This window comes from Comamonas aquatica, assembly GCF_018064205.1.
In the GTDB taxonomy this organism is placed as follows: Bacteria; Pseudomonadota; Gammaproteobacteria; order Burkholderiales; family Burkholderiaceae_C; genus Comamonas; species Comamonas aquatica.
In genome coordinates this window covers 1,944,377-1,961,668 of the sequence record NZ_CP072916.1, presented here as the reverse complement: position 1 = coordinate 1,961,668, position 17,292 = coordinate 1,944,377, and the positions used below count along the sequence as shown (strand labels likewise).

20 protein-coding genes are annotated in these 17,292 nt (G+C 64.9%); 15 read left to right on the top strand and 5 right to left on the bottom strand.

The features are described from left to right. Positions 1-47 precede the first annotated feature (47 nt). Entirely contained in the window at positions 48-509 is a 462-nt protein-coding gene (locus KAQ61_RS09390; RefSeq protein ID WP_244983044.1) for a DUF4260 domain-containing protein, read from the bottom strand. Between the two features lie 207 nt (positions 510-716). On the opposite strand from KAQ61_RS09390, the gene panD reads away from it, so the two are divergent. The 4 genes from panD (at position 717) to KAQ61_RS09370 (ending at position 5,040) form a co-directional block, all read left to right on the top strand. Continuing rightward, positions 717-1,097, top strand: a complete 381-nt coding sequence (gene panD / locus KAQ61_RS09385; RefSeq protein ID WP_210931615.1) for an aspartate 1-decarboxylase — start codon at positions 717-719, stop codon at positions 1,095-1,097. 120 nt (positions 1,098-1,217) lie between these two features. After that, a complete protein-coding gene (gene panB, locus KAQ61_RS09380) occupies positions 1,218-2,111 on the top strand; it encodes a 3-methyl-2-oxobutanoate hydroxymethyltransferase (RefSeq protein WP_210931613.1) in 894 nt (297 codons plus the stop codon). A 37-nt stretch (positions 2,112-2,148) separates the two neighbouring features. Beyond that, the gene (panC, locus tag KAQ61_RS09375; RefSeq protein WP_210931611.1) at positions 2,149-2,997 is read left to right on the top strand and encodes a pantoate--beta-alanine ligase; all 849 of its coding nucleotides are present in this window, start codon (positions 2,149-2,151) and stop codon (positions 2,995-2,997) included. A 192-nt stretch (positions 2,998-3,189) separates the two neighbouring features. Continuing rightward, positions 3,190-5,040, top strand: a complete 1,851-nt coding sequence (locus KAQ61_RS09370; RefSeq protein ID WP_210931609.1) for a DUF4153 domain-containing protein — start codon at positions 3,190-3,192, stop codon at positions 5,038-5,040. A gap of 141 nt (positions 5,041-5,181) precedes the next feature. On the opposite strand, the gene KAQ61_RS09365 is transcribed toward KAQ61_RS09370, so the two are convergent. Beyond that, entirely contained in the window at positions 5,182-5,379 is a 198-nt protein-coding gene (locus tag KAQ61_RS09365) for a hypothetical protein (RefSeq protein WP_210931607.1), read from the bottom strand. Between the two features lie 234 nt (positions 5,380-5,613). Here KAQ61_RS09365 and KAQ61_RS09360 point away from each other — a divergent pair, with 234 nt between their 5' ends. The 3 genes from KAQ61_RS09360 to KAQ61_RS09350 all read left to right on the top strand — a co-directional run bounded on the left by KAQ61_RS09360 (position 5,614) and on the right by KAQ61_RS09350 (position 8,826). Next, positions 5,614-7,305, top strand: coding sequence for a long-chain fatty acid--CoA ligase (locus KAQ61_RS09360; RefSeq protein WP_210931605.1), 1,692 nt, complete (start codon positions 5,614-5,616; stop codon positions 7,303-7,305). Between the two features lie 203 nt (positions 7,306-7,508). Then, positions 7,509-8,279 carry a 2OG-Fe dioxygenase family protein gene (locus tag KAQ61_RS09355; protein WP_210931603.1) on the top strand — a complete coding sequence of 257 codons (771 nt, stop codon included), beginning with the start codon at positions 7,509-7,511 and terminating at the stop codon, positions 8,277-8,279. 109 nt (positions 8,280-8,388) lie between these two features. Then, positions 8,389-8,826, top strand: coding sequence for a universal stress protein (locus KAQ61_RS09350; protein WP_042412834.1), 438 nt, complete (start codon positions 8,389-8,391; stop codon positions 8,824-8,826). Positions 8,827-8,955: 129 nt separating this feature from the next. On the opposite strand, the gene KAQ61_RS09345 is transcribed toward KAQ61_RS09350, so the two are convergent. Both KAQ61_RS09345 and KAQ61_RS09340 read right to left on the bottom strand, forming a co-directional pair. After that, on the bottom strand, positions 8,956-9,549 hold the full coding sequence (locus KAQ61_RS09345; protein ID WP_210931601.1) for an energy-coupling factor transporter transmembrane component T family protein: 594 nt from the start codon (positions 9,547-9,549) through the stop codon (positions 8,956-8,958). Between the two features lie 2 nt (positions 9,550-9,551). Next, a complete protein-coding gene (locus tag KAQ61_RS09340) occupies positions 9,552-10,295 on the bottom strand; it encodes an energy-coupling factor ABC transporter ATP-binding protein (RefSeq protein WP_210931599.1) in 744 nt (247 codons plus the stop codon). Between the two features lie 137 nt (positions 10,296-10,432). Here KAQ61_RS09340 and KAQ61_RS09335 point away from each other — a divergent pair, with 137 nt between their 5' ends. Then, positions 10,433-10,984 carry an NADPH-dependent FMN reductase gene (locus KAQ61_RS09335; protein WP_210931597.1) on the top strand — a complete coding sequence of 184 codons (552 nt, stop codon included), beginning with the start codon at positions 10,433-10,435 and terminating at the stop codon, positions 10,982-10,984. A 133-nt stretch (positions 10,985-11,117) separates the two neighbouring features. Here KAQ61_RS09335 and KAQ61_RS09330 read toward each other — a convergent pair whose 3' ends face one another. Further along, complete coding sequence (locus tag KAQ61_RS09330; RefSeq protein ID WP_210931595.1) at positions 11,118-11,480, bottom strand: hypothetical protein; 363 nt, start codon at positions 11,478-11,480, stop codon at positions 11,118-11,120. A 358-nt stretch (positions 11,481-11,838) separates the two neighbouring features. Here KAQ61_RS09330 and KAQ61_RS09325 point away from each other — a divergent pair, with 358 nt between their 5' ends. The 7 genes from KAQ61_RS09325 (at position 11,839) to KAQ61_RS09295 (ending at position 17,098) form a co-directional block, all read left to right on the top strand. Then, entirely contained in the window at positions 11,839-12,825 is a 987-nt protein-coding gene (locus tag KAQ61_RS09325; protein WP_042412828.1) for a TRAP transporter substrate-binding protein, read from the top strand. A gap of 214 nt (positions 12,826-13,039) precedes the next feature. Beyond that, positions 13,040-13,555, top strand: a complete 516-nt coding sequence (locus KAQ61_RS09320) for a TRAP transporter small permease (RefSeq protein ID WP_043384769.1) — start codon at positions 13,040-13,042, stop codon at positions 13,553-13,555. 27 nt (positions 13,556-13,582) lie between these two features. Next, on the top strand, positions 13,583-14,866 hold the full coding sequence (locus tag KAQ61_RS09315; RefSeq protein WP_045266966.1) for a TRAP transporter large permease: 1,284 nt from the start codon (positions 13,583-13,585) through the stop codon (positions 14,864-14,866). A gap of 15 nt (positions 14,867-14,881) precedes the next feature. Beyond that, the gene (locus KAQ61_RS09310; RefSeq protein WP_210931594.1) at positions 14,882-15,022 is read left to right on the top strand and encodes a hypothetical protein; all 141 of its coding nucleotides are present in this window, start codon (positions 14,882-14,884) and stop codon (positions 15,020-15,022) included. Between the two features lie 160 nt (positions 15,023-15,182). After that, on the top strand, positions 15,183-16,373 hold the full coding sequence (locus KAQ61_RS09305) for a tyrosine-type recombinase/integrase (RefSeq protein ID WP_210931592.1): 1,191 nt from the start codon (positions 15,183-15,185) through the stop codon (positions 16,371-16,373). A gap of 81 nt (positions 16,374-16,454) precedes the next feature. Then, on the top strand, positions 16,455-16,745 hold the full coding sequence (locus KAQ61_RS09300; protein WP_088166946.1) for a nucleotidyltransferase family protein: 291 nt from the start codon (positions 16,455-16,457) through the stop codon (positions 16,743-16,745). Next, a complete protein-coding gene (locus KAQ61_RS09295; RefSeq protein ID WP_210931590.1) occupies positions 16,742-17,098 on the top strand; it encodes a HepT-like ribonuclease domain-containing protein in 357 nt (118 codons plus the stop codon). The genes KAQ61_RS09300 and KAQ61_RS09295 overlap by 4 nt, the downstream gene beginning before the upstream one ends. Positions 17,099-17,292: the final 194 nt, after the last annotated feature.

Here is a 17,292-nt window from a genome sequence, read left to right as displayed (position 1 = left end):
GGCGCCGCGTGCGCTCCGGCCCCTGTTGCGGTGGCCGGGGCCATGCCTCAGCGCTGCGCGGTGGCGCTCGGGGCCTGCGGCACAGCCTTTGTGGCCCGTGCCTGCTTGCCGATCAGGCCCAGGTGCGTGAAGCCAAAGCCTTGCGCATATTTCAGGCCGTAGCCCAGGGCCCGGTCAAAGCCGATGTGCACCGCCCAGATCAGGCCGGCCGCCAGCCACAGCGGGTGTGGCAGCAGCACGCCGGCCAGCAGGCAGGCCAGGGCGCCGATGTAGGAGTGGCTCAGGTTGTAGGCGATGGCGCCCACGCGGGCCCCGGCCAGGTAGCCCAGAAAGGCCAGGTCCGGCACCAGGAACAGCGCGGCAAACCAGCCCCAGCCCTGGCCGTAGCGGGCATAGCAGGCCGTGGCGACCAGCAGCACGCACAGCCCTTCGAGGCGCAAGGTGGTGCGCAGGGCGCCGGTGACGGCCCCGGTCATAGGGGGCGCAAGGGAGTCGGTATGGATGGACATGCCCCGCATCCTAGCGGGCCGGTGGAGGGTGGCCGCGCCATATCGCTGCACCAGCGTCAAGCTTGGCCGTCACAAACCTGGGTGTTTTGGGCTTGAGCCCCGGGGCCGGCGCGTGCACAATGCGGCGGCGCAACAAGGGACGCCGCGCAAGTGGGTGCTTGGTGACAACCCGCAGCGGCGTGCCACAGACACAGACAGGGAGACACCATGTTCCGCACACTTTTGAAGTCCAAGATCCACCGGGTCAAGACCACGCAATGCGAGCTGCACTACGAAGGCTCGTGCGCGATCGACGAGGATCTGCTGGACGCAGCCAACATCGCTGAGAACGAGCAGATCCACATCTGGAACATCGACAACGGCGAGCGCTTCGTCACCTACGCCATCAAGGGCCAGCGCGGCAGCGGCATGATTTCGGTGAATGGCTCGGCCGCGCGCCGTGCCGCCGTGGGCGATCTGCTGATCATTGCCGCCTTTGCCCAGGTGCACGAAAGCGATGTCGCGGAGCACCAGCCCCAGTTGGTGTTCGTCGACGAACACAACCGCCAGACCGAGCTGCGCCACCAGGTGCCGACGCAGACGCTGTGAACCGGCGCTGAGCCGCTTTCCATGTTCCCCGGGCGCTGGGTGCCCGGGGGCTTCGTTGAACCAGCCCGGGCGGGCAGGGCGCCAGCGCCCCCGCCACCGTGGCGCAACTGATTGGCCGACATGACTTCATTGCACATAGAGGGCGGTGTCCCCACGGGCACGCCGTACGGAACCATCCCCCCCGCATCCCCCATGCCGGCCCGCAAGCCGGTCAGCCTGCCGCGCCTGGCGCACATGCGGGCGCAGGGCGAGAAGATCGCCATGCTGACGGCCTATGACGCCACCTTCGCGGCCGTGGCCGATGCGGCGGGCGTGGACTGCATCCTGGTGGGCGACTCCCTGGGCATGGTCTGCCAGGGGCGGCACAGCACCGTGGGCGTGTCTGTGGAGGACATGGTCTACCACACGGCCAGCGTGGCGCGCGGCCTGCACCGCAGCCAGGGCACGACCTGGCTGGTGGCCGACATGCCGTATGGCAGCTACGCCGAGAGCGCCGAGCAGGCCATGCGCAATGCCTGCGCCCTGATGCAGGCCGGCGCGCACATGGTCAAGCTGGAGGGCGGCGGCTGGACGGCCCGCACGGTGGAGTTCCTGGTGGCGCGCGGGGTGCCCGTGTGCGCCCACCTGGGGCTGACACCGCAGACCGTGTACGCCCTGGGCGGCTACCGCGTCCAGGGCAAGGACGAAGCCGCCGCGCAGCTGCTGCGCCAGCAGTCGCTGGAGCTGCAGAACGCCGGCGCGGCCATGCTGGTGCTGGAGATGGTGCCGGCGGCCCTGGCCGCCAGCATCACCCAGGAGCTGGCGCACTGCCACACCATCGGCATTGGCGCCGGCAACGGCACGGCCGGGCAGGTGCTGGTGCTGCACGACATGCTGGGCATGAACCTGGGCAAGATGCCCAAGTTCGTGCACAACTTCATGCAGGAGGCCGGCAGCATCAAGGGGGCCATGCAGGCCTACGTGCAGGCCGTGAAGGCCGGCAGCTTCCCGGACAACCAATTGCACGCCTGGTAAGCCACCGGGCGTTTCCCACCCCAGAGAGATTGCTGCCATGCAGATCGTTCACACCGTCGAGGCCTTGCGCCAGACCCTGGCCGGCCGTGGTCGGCCCGCCTTTGTGCCCACCATGGGCAACCTGCACGACGGCCACCTGTCCCTGGTGCGCCATGCGCGCGGGCATGGCGATGTCACCGTCGCCAGCATCTTCGTCAACCGCCTGCAGTTCCTGCCGCACGAAGACTTCGACAGCTACCCGCGCACCTTCGAGGCCGACTGCGCCAAGCTGCAGGCGCAGGGCTGCGACGTGCTGTTCGCCCCGCTCGAGCCCGACCTGTACCCCCAGCCCCAGACTTTCAAGCTGCAGCCCGATCCGGCGCTGGCGGACATCCTGGAAGGGCATTTCCGCCCGGGCTTCTTCACCGGCGTGTGCACCGTGGTGATGAAGCTGTTCGCCTGCGTGTTCGGTGCCGCGGGCGGCGGGGTCGGGGTCTTTGGCAAGAAGGACTACCAGCAGCTGCTGGTGATCCGCCACATGGTGCAGCAGTTTGCGCTGCCGGTGCAGATCGTCGGGGTGGACACGGAGCGGGCCGGGGACGGTCTGGCCCTGAGTTCGCGCAATGCCTACCTCAGCGCCGAGCAGCGGGCCCAGGCCCGCGCGCTGTACGCGCAGCTGGAGTGGCTGGCCATCCAGGTGCGCCAGACGCAGCAGCCCCTGGCGCAGCTTGAAGCCCAGGCCATGGAACGCCTGACGGCCCTGGGCTGGCAGCCCGACTACCTGAGCGTGCGCCAGCGCGACGACCTGCTGCCCCCGGCCGCCGGCGCGGCCCCGTCGTCGCCGCTGGTGGCCCTGGGTGCCGCCCGCCTGGGCAGCACCCGCTTGATCGACAACCTCGAGTTCTAAGCACTACGTACCCCAGCCCGGGCCACCGTGGGGTGACGGGGCTTTCTGCGGCAGGCCCGCTGCGGCCTGCCAGTTGGCGGGTCGGGGTGGTGTCAGGGCCGGGCATCTGAGCGCCTGTCCGCCATGTCCCAGCGTTGGCGCACATCGCCTGTTGGTTGGCGTGGCACGGCAGGGCTGCTACGCTGGCGCACTGTGTCATCTGTCCCCGGCCCGCGCCTCTCGGCGCGGGCCATCGCCTTGCCCATGTCCTTTGCCCCATCCTCTGCCCCGGTGTCCCCGGAGGCCACGTCCTCCCTGCCTGCCTTGCCGCGCCTGACGCGCGAAATGCTGGTGCTGACCGGCTTGCTGCAAGGCGGGCTGGTCTATGCCTTTGTGCAGGGCTGGCTGGGCAGCGAGCCCCAGGTGCGCGCGCCCTGGCTGTCGCTGCTGCTGGCGGTCTCGCTGTTCGCGATGATGTCGGCGCTGCAGTTGCGCGACCGCCTGTGGTGGGCCAGCCTGGCCGTGGTCGGCGCCGTGACGGTGGGGCTGAACTTCAGCGTCGTGTGGTTCATGGGCGATCGCTGGCTGCCCCGCATCTGGTGGCCCTGGCTGCTGGCCCAGGGCGCGCTGCTGCTGGTGGCCCTGGCCTGGGTGCAGGCGCTGCTGCAGCACCGCAGCCTGCGCCACGTGCCGTATGCCAGCTTGTTCACGCACGCCTGGAACAACGCCATGGTGATTGGCTTTGTCACCAAATTTGTGGGGCTGTGCTGGTCGGTGCTGGGGCTGTGGGCGGGCTTGTTCGCGCTGCTGAAGGTGAAGTTGTTTGTCACCACCTTCACGCAGCCGCTGTTCGTCTGTCTGGCGACTGGGGGCATGGTCGGCGTGGGCCTGGTGCTGGCCCGCGGCCAGCCCAAACCGTTGCGCATGCTGTTGCAGTTGGCGCTGGCGCTGTGCAAGCTGCTGTTGCCCTTGCTTTCGCTGGTGGTGGTACTGTTCGTGCTGTTCCTGCCTTTCACGGGGGTGCAAAGTCTGTGGGAGACGCGCAAGGCCGCGCCGCTGCTGATGGGCGTGTGGCTGTGGATGCTGCTGTTTGTGAACGCCGTCTACCAGGACGGCGCGGCGAGCGAGGAACCCTATCCCGCGCCAGTGCGGGCCCTGATCGGTGCCGCCCTGGTGGCCATGCCGGTGCTGGCAGGGCTGGCCCTGTGGGCCGTCTGCCTGCGTGTGCAGCAATACGGCTGGACGCACGAGCGCGTCTGGGCGGTGGTGATTGCCGCGGTGCTGCTGGTGTATGCGCTGGGCTATGCCGTGATGGCGGTGCGCAGCTGGCAAGGTCCCTGGCTGGAGGGCGTGCAGCGCCTGAATCCGGCGATGTCCTGGCTGGTGCTGGCGCTGCTGGTGCTGCTGCACACGCCGCTGCTCGATCCCTACCGCCTGGGCGCGGCCAGCCAGCGCGAGCGCCTGCGGCAGTCCACGGCCCCGGTGTCCCTGGCCGATCTGGACAGCCTGCGCTGGGACCATGGCCGCCATGGTCTGCCCGCCCTGCAGTCCTTGCAGTCCGAAGCGCGCTTTGCCACCGGGGAGGTCGCGCAGTGGCTGGCCCAGGTGCTGGTGGCGACAGAGCGCATGACGCGCGCGCCGCGGCCCGAGGCCCCGCCGCAGCCGCTGGCCGGCCACCTGGAGCTGGCGCCAGGGCACGAACGCCCGGCGCAGGACTGGTGGGCCGCCATCGAAACGCCGCCGCTGCGCGACCATCTGGCGCATTGCCCGCGTGAGGATGTGCGCTGCCTGGTCTTGCAACTGCCGCTGGAGCGCCAGGGCCCGCCCTTGCCACTGGTCTGCCGTCTGGGGGGCTATACCACCAGCTGCCAGGTGTTTGGTCCGCAGGCGCAGGGCGGCTGGAAGCGGGTGGGGCAGTTGGCCTGGGGCGGACTGTCATCCGAGGGGCGTGCGCAGCTGGCCCAGGCCGTGCAAGAAGGTCAGCTGTCCGTGCAGACCCCGCGCTGGAACGATGTGGTGGTGACGGGGGCGCAGGACCTGCCGGCAGGGCGCCTGCGTGATTGAGGCCGGGCCGGTGTGCAACCGCCGGAGCGTGCGGCCACGGCTACGGGCTGGCAGTGGCTGTGCTGGTGGTTGATGAGCTCCTGGTTGTGTAGCTGTTAACGCAATACAGATGCGCTGCTGAAGCCGTTTTGGTCATTGAAATCAACCGGCATACAGCAGCAGGGCCAGGTGGGGCCACAGCACATACAGGTACACCGGGTGCGGGCGCCATGGGGGGCGCACGCCCGGTGCGCGCGGGCGGGGCGGAGGGGCAGGTAGCGCCGCCGCGGGATTGAGGTCCGCAATGCTGAGCAGCGAGGCCATCCAGAAACGGCAGGCTTGCGCGGGGTCGGTCACCATGCGGGGGCTCCATGCTTCAACTTGGATAGCGCATGCTGCGCCGCATATGTGACAGTTTGTCGAAGCCCGTGCCGATCGCGGCGTTGGATGACAGCGTGTTCGGTCGCAGGTTCCGCAGGGCGAAACCCGAAAACGGGTCACGCACGCGACCCCGGGTGGGGACCTACCCGAATGCGCCGCCCGGGTGGAGGCGATAGTTTCAGGGCATTCGCAACCCTCTCACGGACCTGCTTCATGCGCGCACACTTCCAACACTGGCCCCGTCGCACCCCCCGGACCTTGATGCCTCCCGCCACCTCGTTGTGGGACAACCTGGCGATCAGTGCGCGCCGTTACCCGTCCAAGCCCGCGCTGCACTTCTTTGGCCGGACCGTCAGCTACCGCGAACTGGCCGAGGGGGCCGAGCGCCTGGCCGCCCACCTGCACAGTGCCGGCGTGCGCCAGGGCGATCGCGTGATCCTGCTGATGCAGAACCTGCCCCAGCTGGTGCTGGCGCACTTTGCCATCCTGCGCGCGAACGCCGTGGTGGTGCCGGTGAATCCGATGAACCTGGCCGAGGAACTCAAGCACTACATCACCGACGGCGAGGTCCGGGTGGCCATCACCACGGCCGACCTGGGGGCGGAGCTGGTCAAGGCCAGCAATGCCTTGCCCGCCGGCCAGGGCCTGCAGCAGGTGGTGGTGACGCAGCTGGGCGACTATCTGCTGCCGCCCGCGCAGCGCGAGCCGGTGCCCGAAGTCTGGCAGGCCTGGCTGACCATGCAGCGCCCGGCCCTGCAGCTGGATGGCGGGCAGGTCGTGTCCTGGGAGCAGGCGCTGGCCTGCACTGCGCCCGCACCGGCGCTGACGGTGGGCCCGCAGGACCTGAGCGTGCTGCCCTACACCAGCGGCACCACCGGCTTGCCCAAGGGCTGCATGCACACGCACGCCAGCATCATGTTCAATGCTGTGGCCAGCGCGGTGTGGGGGGCGGCCACCAGCGAGAACGTGACCCTGGCGGTCATCCCCATGTTCCACATCACGGGCATGGTGTCCATGATGCATTCCACCATCTACGCCGGCGGCAGCATGGTGCTGATGCCGCGCTGGGACCGGGAGCTGGCCGGGCGCCTGATCTCGCAGTACAAGGTCACCAACTGGACCAACATCCCGACCATGGTGATCGACCTGTTTGCCAGCCCGAACTTCCAGCAGTTTGACCTCAGCAGCCTGACCTACATCGGCGGTGGCGGCGCCGCCATGCCCCAGGCGGTGGCGCAGCGGCTGTTGGAGGCCTATGGCCTGCGCTACCAGGAGGGCTACGGGCTGACGGAAACCGCCGCCCCCTCGCACAACAACCCGCCCGAGCATGCCAAGCAGCAGTGCCTGGGCATTCCCTTCATCAGCACCGATGCGCGCGTGGTCGACCCCGACACGCTGCAGGAAATGCCCGTGGGCGAGCAGGGCGAGATCGTGGTGTGCGGCCCGCAGGTCTTCCAGGGCTACTGGCGCAACGAGGCCGCGACCCGCGCGGTGTTTGTGGAGATCGACGGGCAGCGGTTCTTCCGCACCGGCGACCTGGGGCGCGTGGACGAGGATGGCTATTTCTTCATCACCGACCGCCTCAAGCGCATGATCAATGCCAGCGGCTTCAAGGTCTGGCCGGCCGAGGTGGAGGCGCTGATGTTCCGCCACCCGGCCATCCAGGAGGCCTGTGTGATCGCCGCCAAGGATGCCTATCGCGGCGAGACGGTCAAGGCCGTGGTGGTGCTGCGTGCCAGCCACCAGGGGCAGGAGACCGAGGAAAGCATCATCGCCTGGTGCCGCGACAACATGGCCGCCTACAAGGTGCCGCGCCTGGTGTCCTTTGTTGACGCCCTGCCCAAGAGCGGCAGCGGCAAGGTGATGTGGCGCCTGCTGCAGGAGGCCGAGACCGCCACCGCCTGAGGCCGGCGCCGGGCACCTCCAGACGAGGGTGGGCCCGGTGCGTGCAGTGGTTGGCGTTTTTCATAGCTGCCCACGCAGGTGGGGTGTGCGCTGGCAGCCATTTTCATTCAAAGGCGACATCCGCCCCGCGGCTGCGGCAGATCAAGCATTTTCTGGCGCGCCAGCCCGGCGGGGCCGCTGCCGAGGAGTAAGCTTGGGGCGCTATGGCCCATGTCACTTTTCCCCCTCCCTACCATTCCCCCAACCGCGTCGCCGACCAGTTGCGCGACCATGGCTACGCCGTGCTGCAGCCCGCGGACACAGCGGCCTGGATTGGCTGCGAGGTGGCGGACCTGATGGCGCTGACCCCGGACTGGGCGTCCCTGCCGCCCGATGAATTCCTGCGCGACGGTGGGCGCTATCGCTTTCGCCGCCATGCCAGCTTCCGGGTCCAGGGCGATGCCGTGCAGCAGGTGCCGCACCGCGCGCACTGGCAGCCGGTCAAGTACAACGCCTTGCACGGCGGCATGGAACGCTGGTTTGCGCCCATGCTGGCCCACACCACGCAACTGGCCGTGTGGCCGCAGCTGATCGCCAGGCTGGCCCAGCTGTCGCAGCAGCTGTTTGCGCCCGATCCGGCCGAGCCCTGCTTTGTGGAGGCGCACCAGTTCCGCATCGACACGGCCAGCGGCATCGGCCGCCCGACGCCCGAAGGTGCGCACCGCGACGGCGTGGACCTGGTCGCCGTGTTCCTGGTGGGGCGCGAAGGCGTGAAGGGGGGCGAGACCCGTGTGTTCGAGGCCAGCGGCCCCAGCGGGCTGCGCTTCACCCTGACCGAGCCCTGGTCGCTGATGCTGCTGGACGATGCCCGCATGATCCACGAATCCACCCCCATCCAGCCCCTGGACGAGGCCCGCCACGGCGCGCGCGACACCCTGGTGGTGACCTGCCGCCGGCAGTGCTTCCAGGGCGATGAGGGCAAGAATCCAGTCTGAGTTCCTGTCTGATTTGACACGCGTCAAGACAGTCGGTGTACTACAGGGGCAGACTGCATCCATGGGCTGGCACATGCCAGCCCCTGTTTCACACAACGAGGAGTTATCCATGTTCAAGCACATTCTGGTTCCGGTGGACGGTTCGGCCACTTCCATGCTGGCCGTGACCAAGGCCGCCGAGTTGGCCAAGGCCTTTGGCAGCGAAGTCACCGCCGTCTACGTGCTCGATCCCTATCCCTTCACGGGCGTGGGCGCCGACTTTGCCTATGGCCAGGCCCAGTACCTGAGCGCGGCCACCGCCGAAGCCAACAAGGCGCTGGAAGACGTGCAAAAGACCATGGCCGACGCCGGTGTGGCGGTCAAGACCCTGGTGGGCGAGGGCCATGCCGTGCACGAAGGCATTGCGCGCGTGGGCGAGAACGTGGGTGCCGACCTGATCGTCATGGGCTCGCACGGCCGCCGTGGCCTGGAAAAGCTGGTGCTGGGCAGCGTGGCGCAGCGCGTGCTGCAGACCGCCCACGTGCCGGTGCTGGTGGTGCGCGACTGAACACGCACACCCCGCCCCAGGCCGGCCTCATGGGCCGGTGGGGGCGAGTTGCTTGCACAACGCTGCTTCGGCAGCGTTTTTTTATGGCGGGATGGGGGACGGTGGGCCGCCGCTGCAGGCCGGGTGAACCTACTGGCCCAGGCGGGCGTACAGCGCGTCGGCCACGCGCCGTGCGGTTTGCAGCATCTGGATGCTCAGCGGGGCCAGCAGGCGGATGCCGCCGCCCTTGCCGGTGCGCAGGCGGTGGGCCTCGTCCAGGAGCTTCCACTGCACGAAGAAATGCTCGATGAAGCGCAGCATCAGCGCCAGCTGCAGGGCAAAGCGCTCGGAGGGAAAGCCCAACCGGCCCAGTGGCGCCAGCAGCTGTTCCAGCAACTGCAGCAGCTGGGTGGGGTGGGTGCTGACCGTCAGCGCCACGCCCAGGGTGGAGGCGCAGGCCAGGCGCAGGGCGCTGACGGTTGCCAGCGCGTAGTGGCCCATGACGGCGTGGAAGACGGCGATCAGCGCAGCGGCGATCAGCACCGAGGCGATCAGGCGCCGCGCCACGCGCGTGGCCGCCCCCAGGCTGAACCACAGCACGGCACAGCCTATGGCGCACAGCCCCAGGGCCCAGGGGGCCTGCAGCAGGAACAGCCCGGTGCTGAGCACGGCCATCAGCCCCAGCTTGAGGCCGGGGCGCAGGCCGTGCAGCCAGGTGTGGTGTTCGCTGTAGAGGCTGCCCATGCTCAGTTGCCCAGGGACTGCAGACGCTGGCGCACATCGGCCTCGTAGGCCGCGCAGACCGTGGCGCCGGGGCCGTCGGCACGCAGCTGGCCCGCATCCAGCCAGAGCACGCGCTCGAAATGGCGCACATGCTCCAGCAGGTGGGTGGAGACGATGATCTGCTGCGGTGCCTGCGCCATGTCGCGCGCCAGGCGTGCCTGGCCCGGCAGGTCCAGGCTGGCGTAGGGCTCGTCCAGCAACAGGCTGCGCGGGCCGGCCAGCAGCAGCGCCAGCCAGCACACCTGCTGGCGCTGGCCCTGACTGAGGCTGGTGACCGCGCGCTCGGCCCAGTCCTGCAGGCCGCGCTGCTGCAGGAAGGCCAAGGCCTGCGCCTGGGCCTGCTGCTTGCTCAGTCCCTGTGGCCGCAGGCCCAGGGCCAGCTCCTCCAGCACGGTGGGGAAGATGATCTGGTCGTCCGGGTTCTGAAACATCATGCCGACCCAGCGGGCGCGCTGGCTGCCTGCGGCATGCAGGTCCTGGCCCTGGCTCAGCACCCGGCCGGTGTCGGGCACTTCCAGGCCGCACAGCAGGCGCAGCAGACTGGTCTTGCCGGCGCCGTTGTCACCGATCAGGCCGATGCGCGGCTCGGCCAGCGACAGGCTCAGTCCGTCGAACACCGTGGTGCGGCCACGTTGCAGGCGCACCTGCTGCAGCGCCAGGTGCGGCGCAGGGGCAAAGTCGGGGGCGGCAGCGGCGGTCACGGTCATGCAGATGGGGCGAAGGGCAAGGCAGGGCGCATTGTGCCCGATGGCCCGGGCCCGGGCGGCCATGTAGGACGGTGCCCACGCGCTGGGCGCGGGTGGCTGCCCATAATGGTTGGCATTCCCAACCCAGGAGTTTTGTGATGAGCCAATACCAAATTGCGGTGATCGTGGGCAGTCTGCGCAAGGCATCGTTCAACCGCCAGTTGGCGCATGCCTTGATCAAGCTGGCCCCTGCGCAGGTGCAGTTCAAAGAGGTGGCGATCGGGGAGCTGCCCTTGTACAACCAGGACGCCGACGGCCACGAAGTGGCCGTGGTCCAGCAGTTCCGCGATGCCATCCGCAGCGCCGATGCGGTGCTGTTCGTGACGCCGGAGTACAACCGCTCCATGCCCGGCGTGCTCAAGAATGCGCTGGACCAGGGGTCGCGCCCCTATGGGCACAGCGTCTGGGACGGCAAGCCGGCTGCGGTGATCGGCATGTCGGTCGGCGCCATCGGCACGGCGCTGGCGCAGCAGCATTTGCGCAATGTGCTGGCCTACCTGAACATGCCCACGCTGGGGCAGCCGGAGATGTTCCTGCAGGCCAAGGACGGCTTTTTCAACGCCGATGGCAGCGTGGGCGAGCAAAGCCGTGCGTTCCTGCAGAAGTTTGTCGAACTGTTCGCCGGCTGGGTGGCGCAGCACAAACGTTAGGCCGACGGGCGCAGTCGCTCTGACGCGGCCCTAAAAAAAGAGCTGCCAGCGCAGGTGTTGTGTGCCTTTGCAGAGGGTTTCTCTGTAAAAAGCAGCAACCACCAGCGCTGGCAGCTCTTCTTTTTTAGTGTGTTTACGGGGCCTTGGCGCTGTCGATGGCGTCGACGATGGTCTTGCCCGTGCTCTGCACGCCAGGGCGGTTGAAGCCGGGGCCGGGGGTGACGGCCGGGTGGTCCAGCAGGTACTGGCGCACTTGCTGGGCCTGGGCCGCGCGCGATGGGGCCTCGGGCGCGGGCGACGGGGTGTTGCGCGTGTTGTACAGGTAGGTTTCGTACACGTCCGCCTGCTGGCGCAGCTCGGCCTGGTCGGCACGCTGCTGCTGCATCCAGTAGCCGCCGAGCACCAGTGCGCCGACCAGGATCGCGACGCTCAGCATCAGAAAGGAAGCCAGTTGGGAGTCATTGCTGCTGGAGGCAGCGGGTTTGCGTGCGGCCATGGTGAATGTCTGAAAAACTAGGGTTAGCCCGAATCATTGTAGACGCTGGAAACACTGTGTAACTATTTGTGGTGCGATCGGGTGGGGCTTTGTGCACACCCAGCGGGTACCAGCCTTCGTGTTTGGCTATGTGCGTACTTCTACTTAGGTGGCCAAAATCACTGTTTTGGTGCGTGCAAGTGCCTGTTTTTGCTGGTGATTTGTGGCGAATTTCCAGGGTTTGCGCCTAATCTTGGTGCGGGCCAATATTTTTAAAATGTGTGTCACATTGCTGCGGCCTGCCGCGCGCGTTCTGTTTTGCAGATGGCGTAGCTGCAGCCCCTGGCTCCACCGATTACTACCGACAACAAGGACTCCCATGGTCATGATTCGCCGTACTTTTATTGCCGCCTGCGCCACCGCTGCGCTGGCGACCGCAGCAGGCACCGCAGTGGCCGCCCCCAAAGAAGTGAAGATGGGCTATGCGCTGGCCGTGAATTCGCACTACGGTGCTGCGGCCAAGGCCTGGACGGAATCCGTGGAAAAGGCCACCGGTGGCGCCTTTGCCATCAAGCAGTTTCCTTCCAGCGCGCTGGGCGGTGAGCGCGAGTTGATCGAAGGCCTGCAACTGGGTACGGTGGAAGCCGCAATTGTCTCCACCGGTGCGCTGAGCAACTTTGTGGGCGATGTCGGTATCGTGGATATTCCCTTCCTGTTCCGTGACACCAAGCACGCCCGTGCCGTGCTGGACGGCAAGTTTGGCCAGGACCTGCTGGGCAAGTTCAAGCAGCGCGGCCTGGTGGCACTGGCCTGGGGGGAGCAGGGCTTTCGCCACCTGACCAACAACAAGGTGGCGGTCAAGGGCGTGCCCGATATGAAGGGCCTGAAGATCCGCGTGACCGAGAACCCTGTGCACATCACGGCCTTCCGCACCCTGGGTGCGTCGCCCACCCCCATGTCCTGGCCTGAAGTGATCAGCGCCCTGCAGCAGGGCACCATCGACGGCCAGGAAAATCCCATTTCCGTGCTGACCTCCTCCAAGCTGTGGGAAGTGCAAAAGCACCTGTCGCTGACGGCCCACGTGTATGCGCCCATGGTGCTGATCCTGTCGCCCACCTTCTGGGGCAGCCTGACCGACGCGCAAAAGGCCGCCTTCACCGAAGGTGCCAAGGCCGGTGGCGTAGCGTCGCGTGCCTTCGTGGACGACGTGGAAACCAAGGGCGTGGAAATGGCCAAGAGCCATGGCATGCAGGTGGTCGAGAAGGTCGACACGGCTGCCTTCCGCACGGCCCTGGAGCCCGCGTACAAGCAGTACGCGAAGAAGTTCGGCCAACAGACGCTGGATGCGATTGCCAACGTGAAGTAAGCCAGCACGGCTTGCGCGACGCCAGACCTGGCATCGGAGTGCCTGCGTGAGCCCCAGGGCCGCGCAGGCTTTTTGCCTTAGTGCAGGTGGCGCAAGACCGTGTTTGGGTGCCCGGGCAATGAAGTCCTTGCATGCCCGGGGTGTCTGCACTCTTTTCGAGAAAGAGCCGCGTGCAGGGTGGGCCGGTGGCCCGCCCCCCACGCTCTATCGACGTATGCTGAATTGCATTGAACGGTGGCTGGTGGCCGCCAACCGCTGGATTTTGATCGTGCTGCTGCTGGCCATGGCTGGCATCATCTTCACCAACGTGGTGCTGCGCTACACCACGGGCGACTCCATCATCTGGGCCGAAGAGGTGGCCCGCCACATGATGATCTGGGTGGCCTTCCTGGGCGCCGGCCTGGCCCTGCGCTTTGGCGGCCATGTCGCCATCGACAACCTGCACCGCGCCGTGAGCACGCGCATGGCGCGCGTGATGCGCTCGCTGGTGCTGCTGGGCCTGTCGGCCTTCTTCATCTTCATGGCGGTGGCCTCCAGCGACTATGTCTGGCGCACGCGTTTCCAGAGCACGGCCGCCACGGACATTCCGATTTCCTTCATCTACGCCGCGATGCCAGTGGGCTTTGTGCTGATGCTGGTGCACCTGCTGCTGATTGCCCGCCGTTATGTACTGGAGGGCGACTATGCGCGCTCCGAAGAGATTGATGGCGAAGCCGCAGGCTCGCTGTAAGCCAGGTCGGGACAGGGATTCAAAAAAATGACTTTGACTTTGATTGTGGGCCTGGTGCTGTTGATGGTGTTGGGCTTTCCGGTGGCCTTTGCCTTGGCCATCGCTTCCGCCATCGCCGTGTTTGTGGGGGGCAAGTACCCCCAACTGGTGGTGTTCAAGGAAATGTTCACCGGCATCGACAGCTTTCCGCTGATGGCCGTGCCATTCTTCATCTTTGCGGCCGAGCTGATGTCGGGCGGCGCGCTGACCCAGGTGCTGCTGCGTTTTGCCGCGCAGTTCGTGGGGCACCTGCGTGGTGGCCTGGGCTATGCCAACGTGGGGTCGTCGGTGCTGTTTGCAGGGATCTCTGGCTCTGCCCTGGCCGATGCAGCCGGGCCCGGCGCCATGATGACCAAGATGATGACCAAGGCCGGCTATGACCGTCCGTATGCGGCCGCGTTGACGGCCAATTCGGCCATCATCGGTCCCATCATTCCGCCGTCGATCAGCATGATCATCTACTCTTTGCAGGATGAGAACGTCTCGGTGGGCGCCCTGTTTATCGCGGGTTTTGTGCCGGGCCTGCTGATTGCCGCAGCGCTGTGTGCGGTGAATTGGTGGGTGAGCCGGCAGCGCGGCTACCGTTCCACCGAAGCACGTCCGTCCGGCAAGGATATGCTGCTCAACACCATCAAGGCGATCCCCGTGCTGCTGCTGGTGGCCTTGATCATCATTGGTATCCGCTTCGGGGTGTTCACCCCCACCGAGGCCTCGGTCGTGGCAGTGGTGTACGCCTTCATCTGCGGCAAGTGGATCTACCGCACGCTGCACTGGAGTGCGATCCCTGCCATCACCTCGCGTTCGGCGTTGCTGACGGCGTCGGTGTTGCTGGTGATGGCGGCCTCCCAGCCGTTCGCTTGGATTCTGACGGTGGAGGGCGTGCCCCAGTACCTGTCCGAGCTGATCATCAGTTGGGAGCTGTCGCCCATCATGTTCCTGCTGGCGGTGAACGTGCTGCTGCTGATCTTCGGCATCTTCATGGAACCACTGCCCGGCATCATGATTCTGGTGCCCATCCTGGCGCCGATTGCGAACGCCCTGGGCATCGATCCCATCCAGTTCGCCATGGTGGTGGTGGTCAACCTGACGCTGGGCATGATCACGCCGCCGGTCGGGGGCTTGCTGTTCGTGACCTGCGTGGCGACGAAAACCTCGCTGTCCGAACTCAACCGGGAGCTGCCGATCTTCCTGGTGGCTCAACTGATCGTGCTGCTGCTGCTGACCTTCGTGCCCGCCCTGTCGGTGTGGCTGCCGCACTCCCTGGGCTTCTAAGCCGCGCACCGCACCATGCAAAACGCCCGGATGTTCCGGGCGTTTTTTATGGAAGGTGGATCGCGCAAGGGCAATAAAAAAGGTCTTGATTGCTCAAGACCTTTTAAATTGGCGGAAGGGGCGGCAGTCGAACTGATGTTTCATTTTGCATCATGAAATATCAAAATTCAAAGTTTTTTCAATAGAAAACAATGAGTTATGATTTTGTTTGTCTCAAGCTGACTCATTGTGCATCGCACAATATTCTGTTTTTTCCGTATACGATTCCGTATAACGAGAGCAAAATGGACCTCCAGTTTCCGTCGAACTTAAACGTATGGTGAAAGCGAATAAATTGACGCAATTGCAAGCCAGCCGAATCAAGGTTGCTGGCATGCATGGTGATGGTGCAGGGTTGTGGCTGAAGGTCACCGAAGGGGGCTCAAAATCCTGGATCCTGCGCTACACGATGGCCGGGCGCGAGCGTTGGACGGGGCTTGGGCCGTACCCCGATGTTTCGCTGGCCGAAGCACGGGACAAAGCCATGGCATGGCGCAAGCAGGTGCGTGAAGGCGTTGATCCGATGAAGGTCAAGCAGGAGGCCATGGCGACAGCACGAGCGGAGCAAGCTAAAAAGGTCACGTTCGCCTGGTGTGCTTCGCAGTACATCGAGTCGCATCGTGCTGGTTGGAAAAATGCCAAGCATGCAGAGCAGTGGGTCAGCACGCTGGCCATGTACGCTGAACCTGTGATGGGCAAGATGGATGTGGCTCTGGTGGAGACCGAACATGTGGTGCGCGTGCTTGAGCCTATTTGGAACAGTAAGCCGGAAACGGCTTCTCGTTTGCGAGGGCGCATTGAATCCATCCTTGGCTGGGCCAGTGCCCGCCGCCTGCGCAGTGGAGACAACCCAGCGCGTTGGAAAGGGCACCTTGACTCGCTGTTTCCTGCCCGCACCAAGGTCTCTCGGACGCGCCACTTCGCGGCACTTCCGTGGAAGGACATGCGGCCGTTCATGACTTCGCTGGAGGCGCAGGCCGGAGTTGGTGCATTGGCGTTGCGCTTCACCATCCTCACTGCTGCTCGATCCGGTGAGGTGCGAGGCATGGTATGGGACGAAGTGGACTTGTCAGCTCGTCTGTGGGTTGTACCTGCTGAACGCATGAAGGCGGGGCGCGAACACCGAATTCCATTGTCAGATGCTGCCGTGGCCTTGCTGCGTCAGCAGGAACAAGTGCTTTTGGCTGGCACGAACGTCGTTTTCCCAAGTGTGCGGGACCATAAGCCTCTTTCGGATATGACGCTCACGGCGGTGCTTCGCCGGATGCAGCGCAATGATTTGACGGTGCACGGCTTTCGCTCGACCTTCCGTGACTGGGCTGCGGAAGCGACGGACTATCCCCAGGAAATGGCTGAGATGGCGCTGGCACACGTGGTCAGCAACAAGGTAGAAGCAGCTTACCGGCGAGGCGACATGTTGGAGAAGCGTCGTGAGATGATGCAGAAATGGGCTGAGTTCATTCTTTAGCGCTAAGGCTTGGGAAGTGATCGCCAGCCTTTTCTTCCCTGTGGCGCATTGCGCATAATTGAGTAGAGCAAGGAGCTTCTCATGCGACCATCACAAGCACTTGAAATTAGGCGTAGCGATGTACGCGCTGCAGTGGGCCGTTATCGCACTGAAAACCCGCGTGTATTTGGCTCCGTCGTGCATGGAACCGATCAAGAAGGCAGCGACTTGGATTTGATCGTTGATGCTCTTCCGGGTGCCACTCTCTTTGATCTGGGGGGCTTGCAGGATGAATTGGAGAGCATCCTTGGTATTCAGGTCGATTTGCTGACCCCCTACGATTTACCCGCCAAATTCCGCGATCAAGTCCTTTTGGAGGCCCGGCCTGTATGAATATGAACAGGTTGCCTGATTACATTGATCATATGCAGCAGGCGGCTGCAGATGCATGTGGCTTTGTTGTGGGCATGACCCGAGACGAATTTGAGGCAGACAAGAGGACGCAGCAAGCGGTCATCATGAGCCTCATCATTCTTGGCGAAGCAGCCACCAAGGTCATGGATGGTTATGGTGATTTTGCAGCAGCGAATCCTAATGTTCCTTGGAGAGCTATGCGCGGGATGCGCAATCGCATCGCCCATGGATATTTCGATATCAATCTAGATGTGGTCTGGGATACCGTACAAACAGCATTGCCTGAATTACAGAAACAACTAATCGCAGTTGGAAAAAATACTGATTTATGATTTCTATGTGAGTTGAATATAATTTTCAGTACTAATCTTCAGAAAAAAGGGACACATTTTGTGTCCCTTTTTTGTTTGTAAGTTATTTAAATTTCTCAGCCTGAAGGCTAAGTTTTTCGTCTGAAAATTCTTATAAATTGGAATCACTACAGCTGAAGAAAAGAGGTGTATTTTTGAGAATATAGCCATGAAAT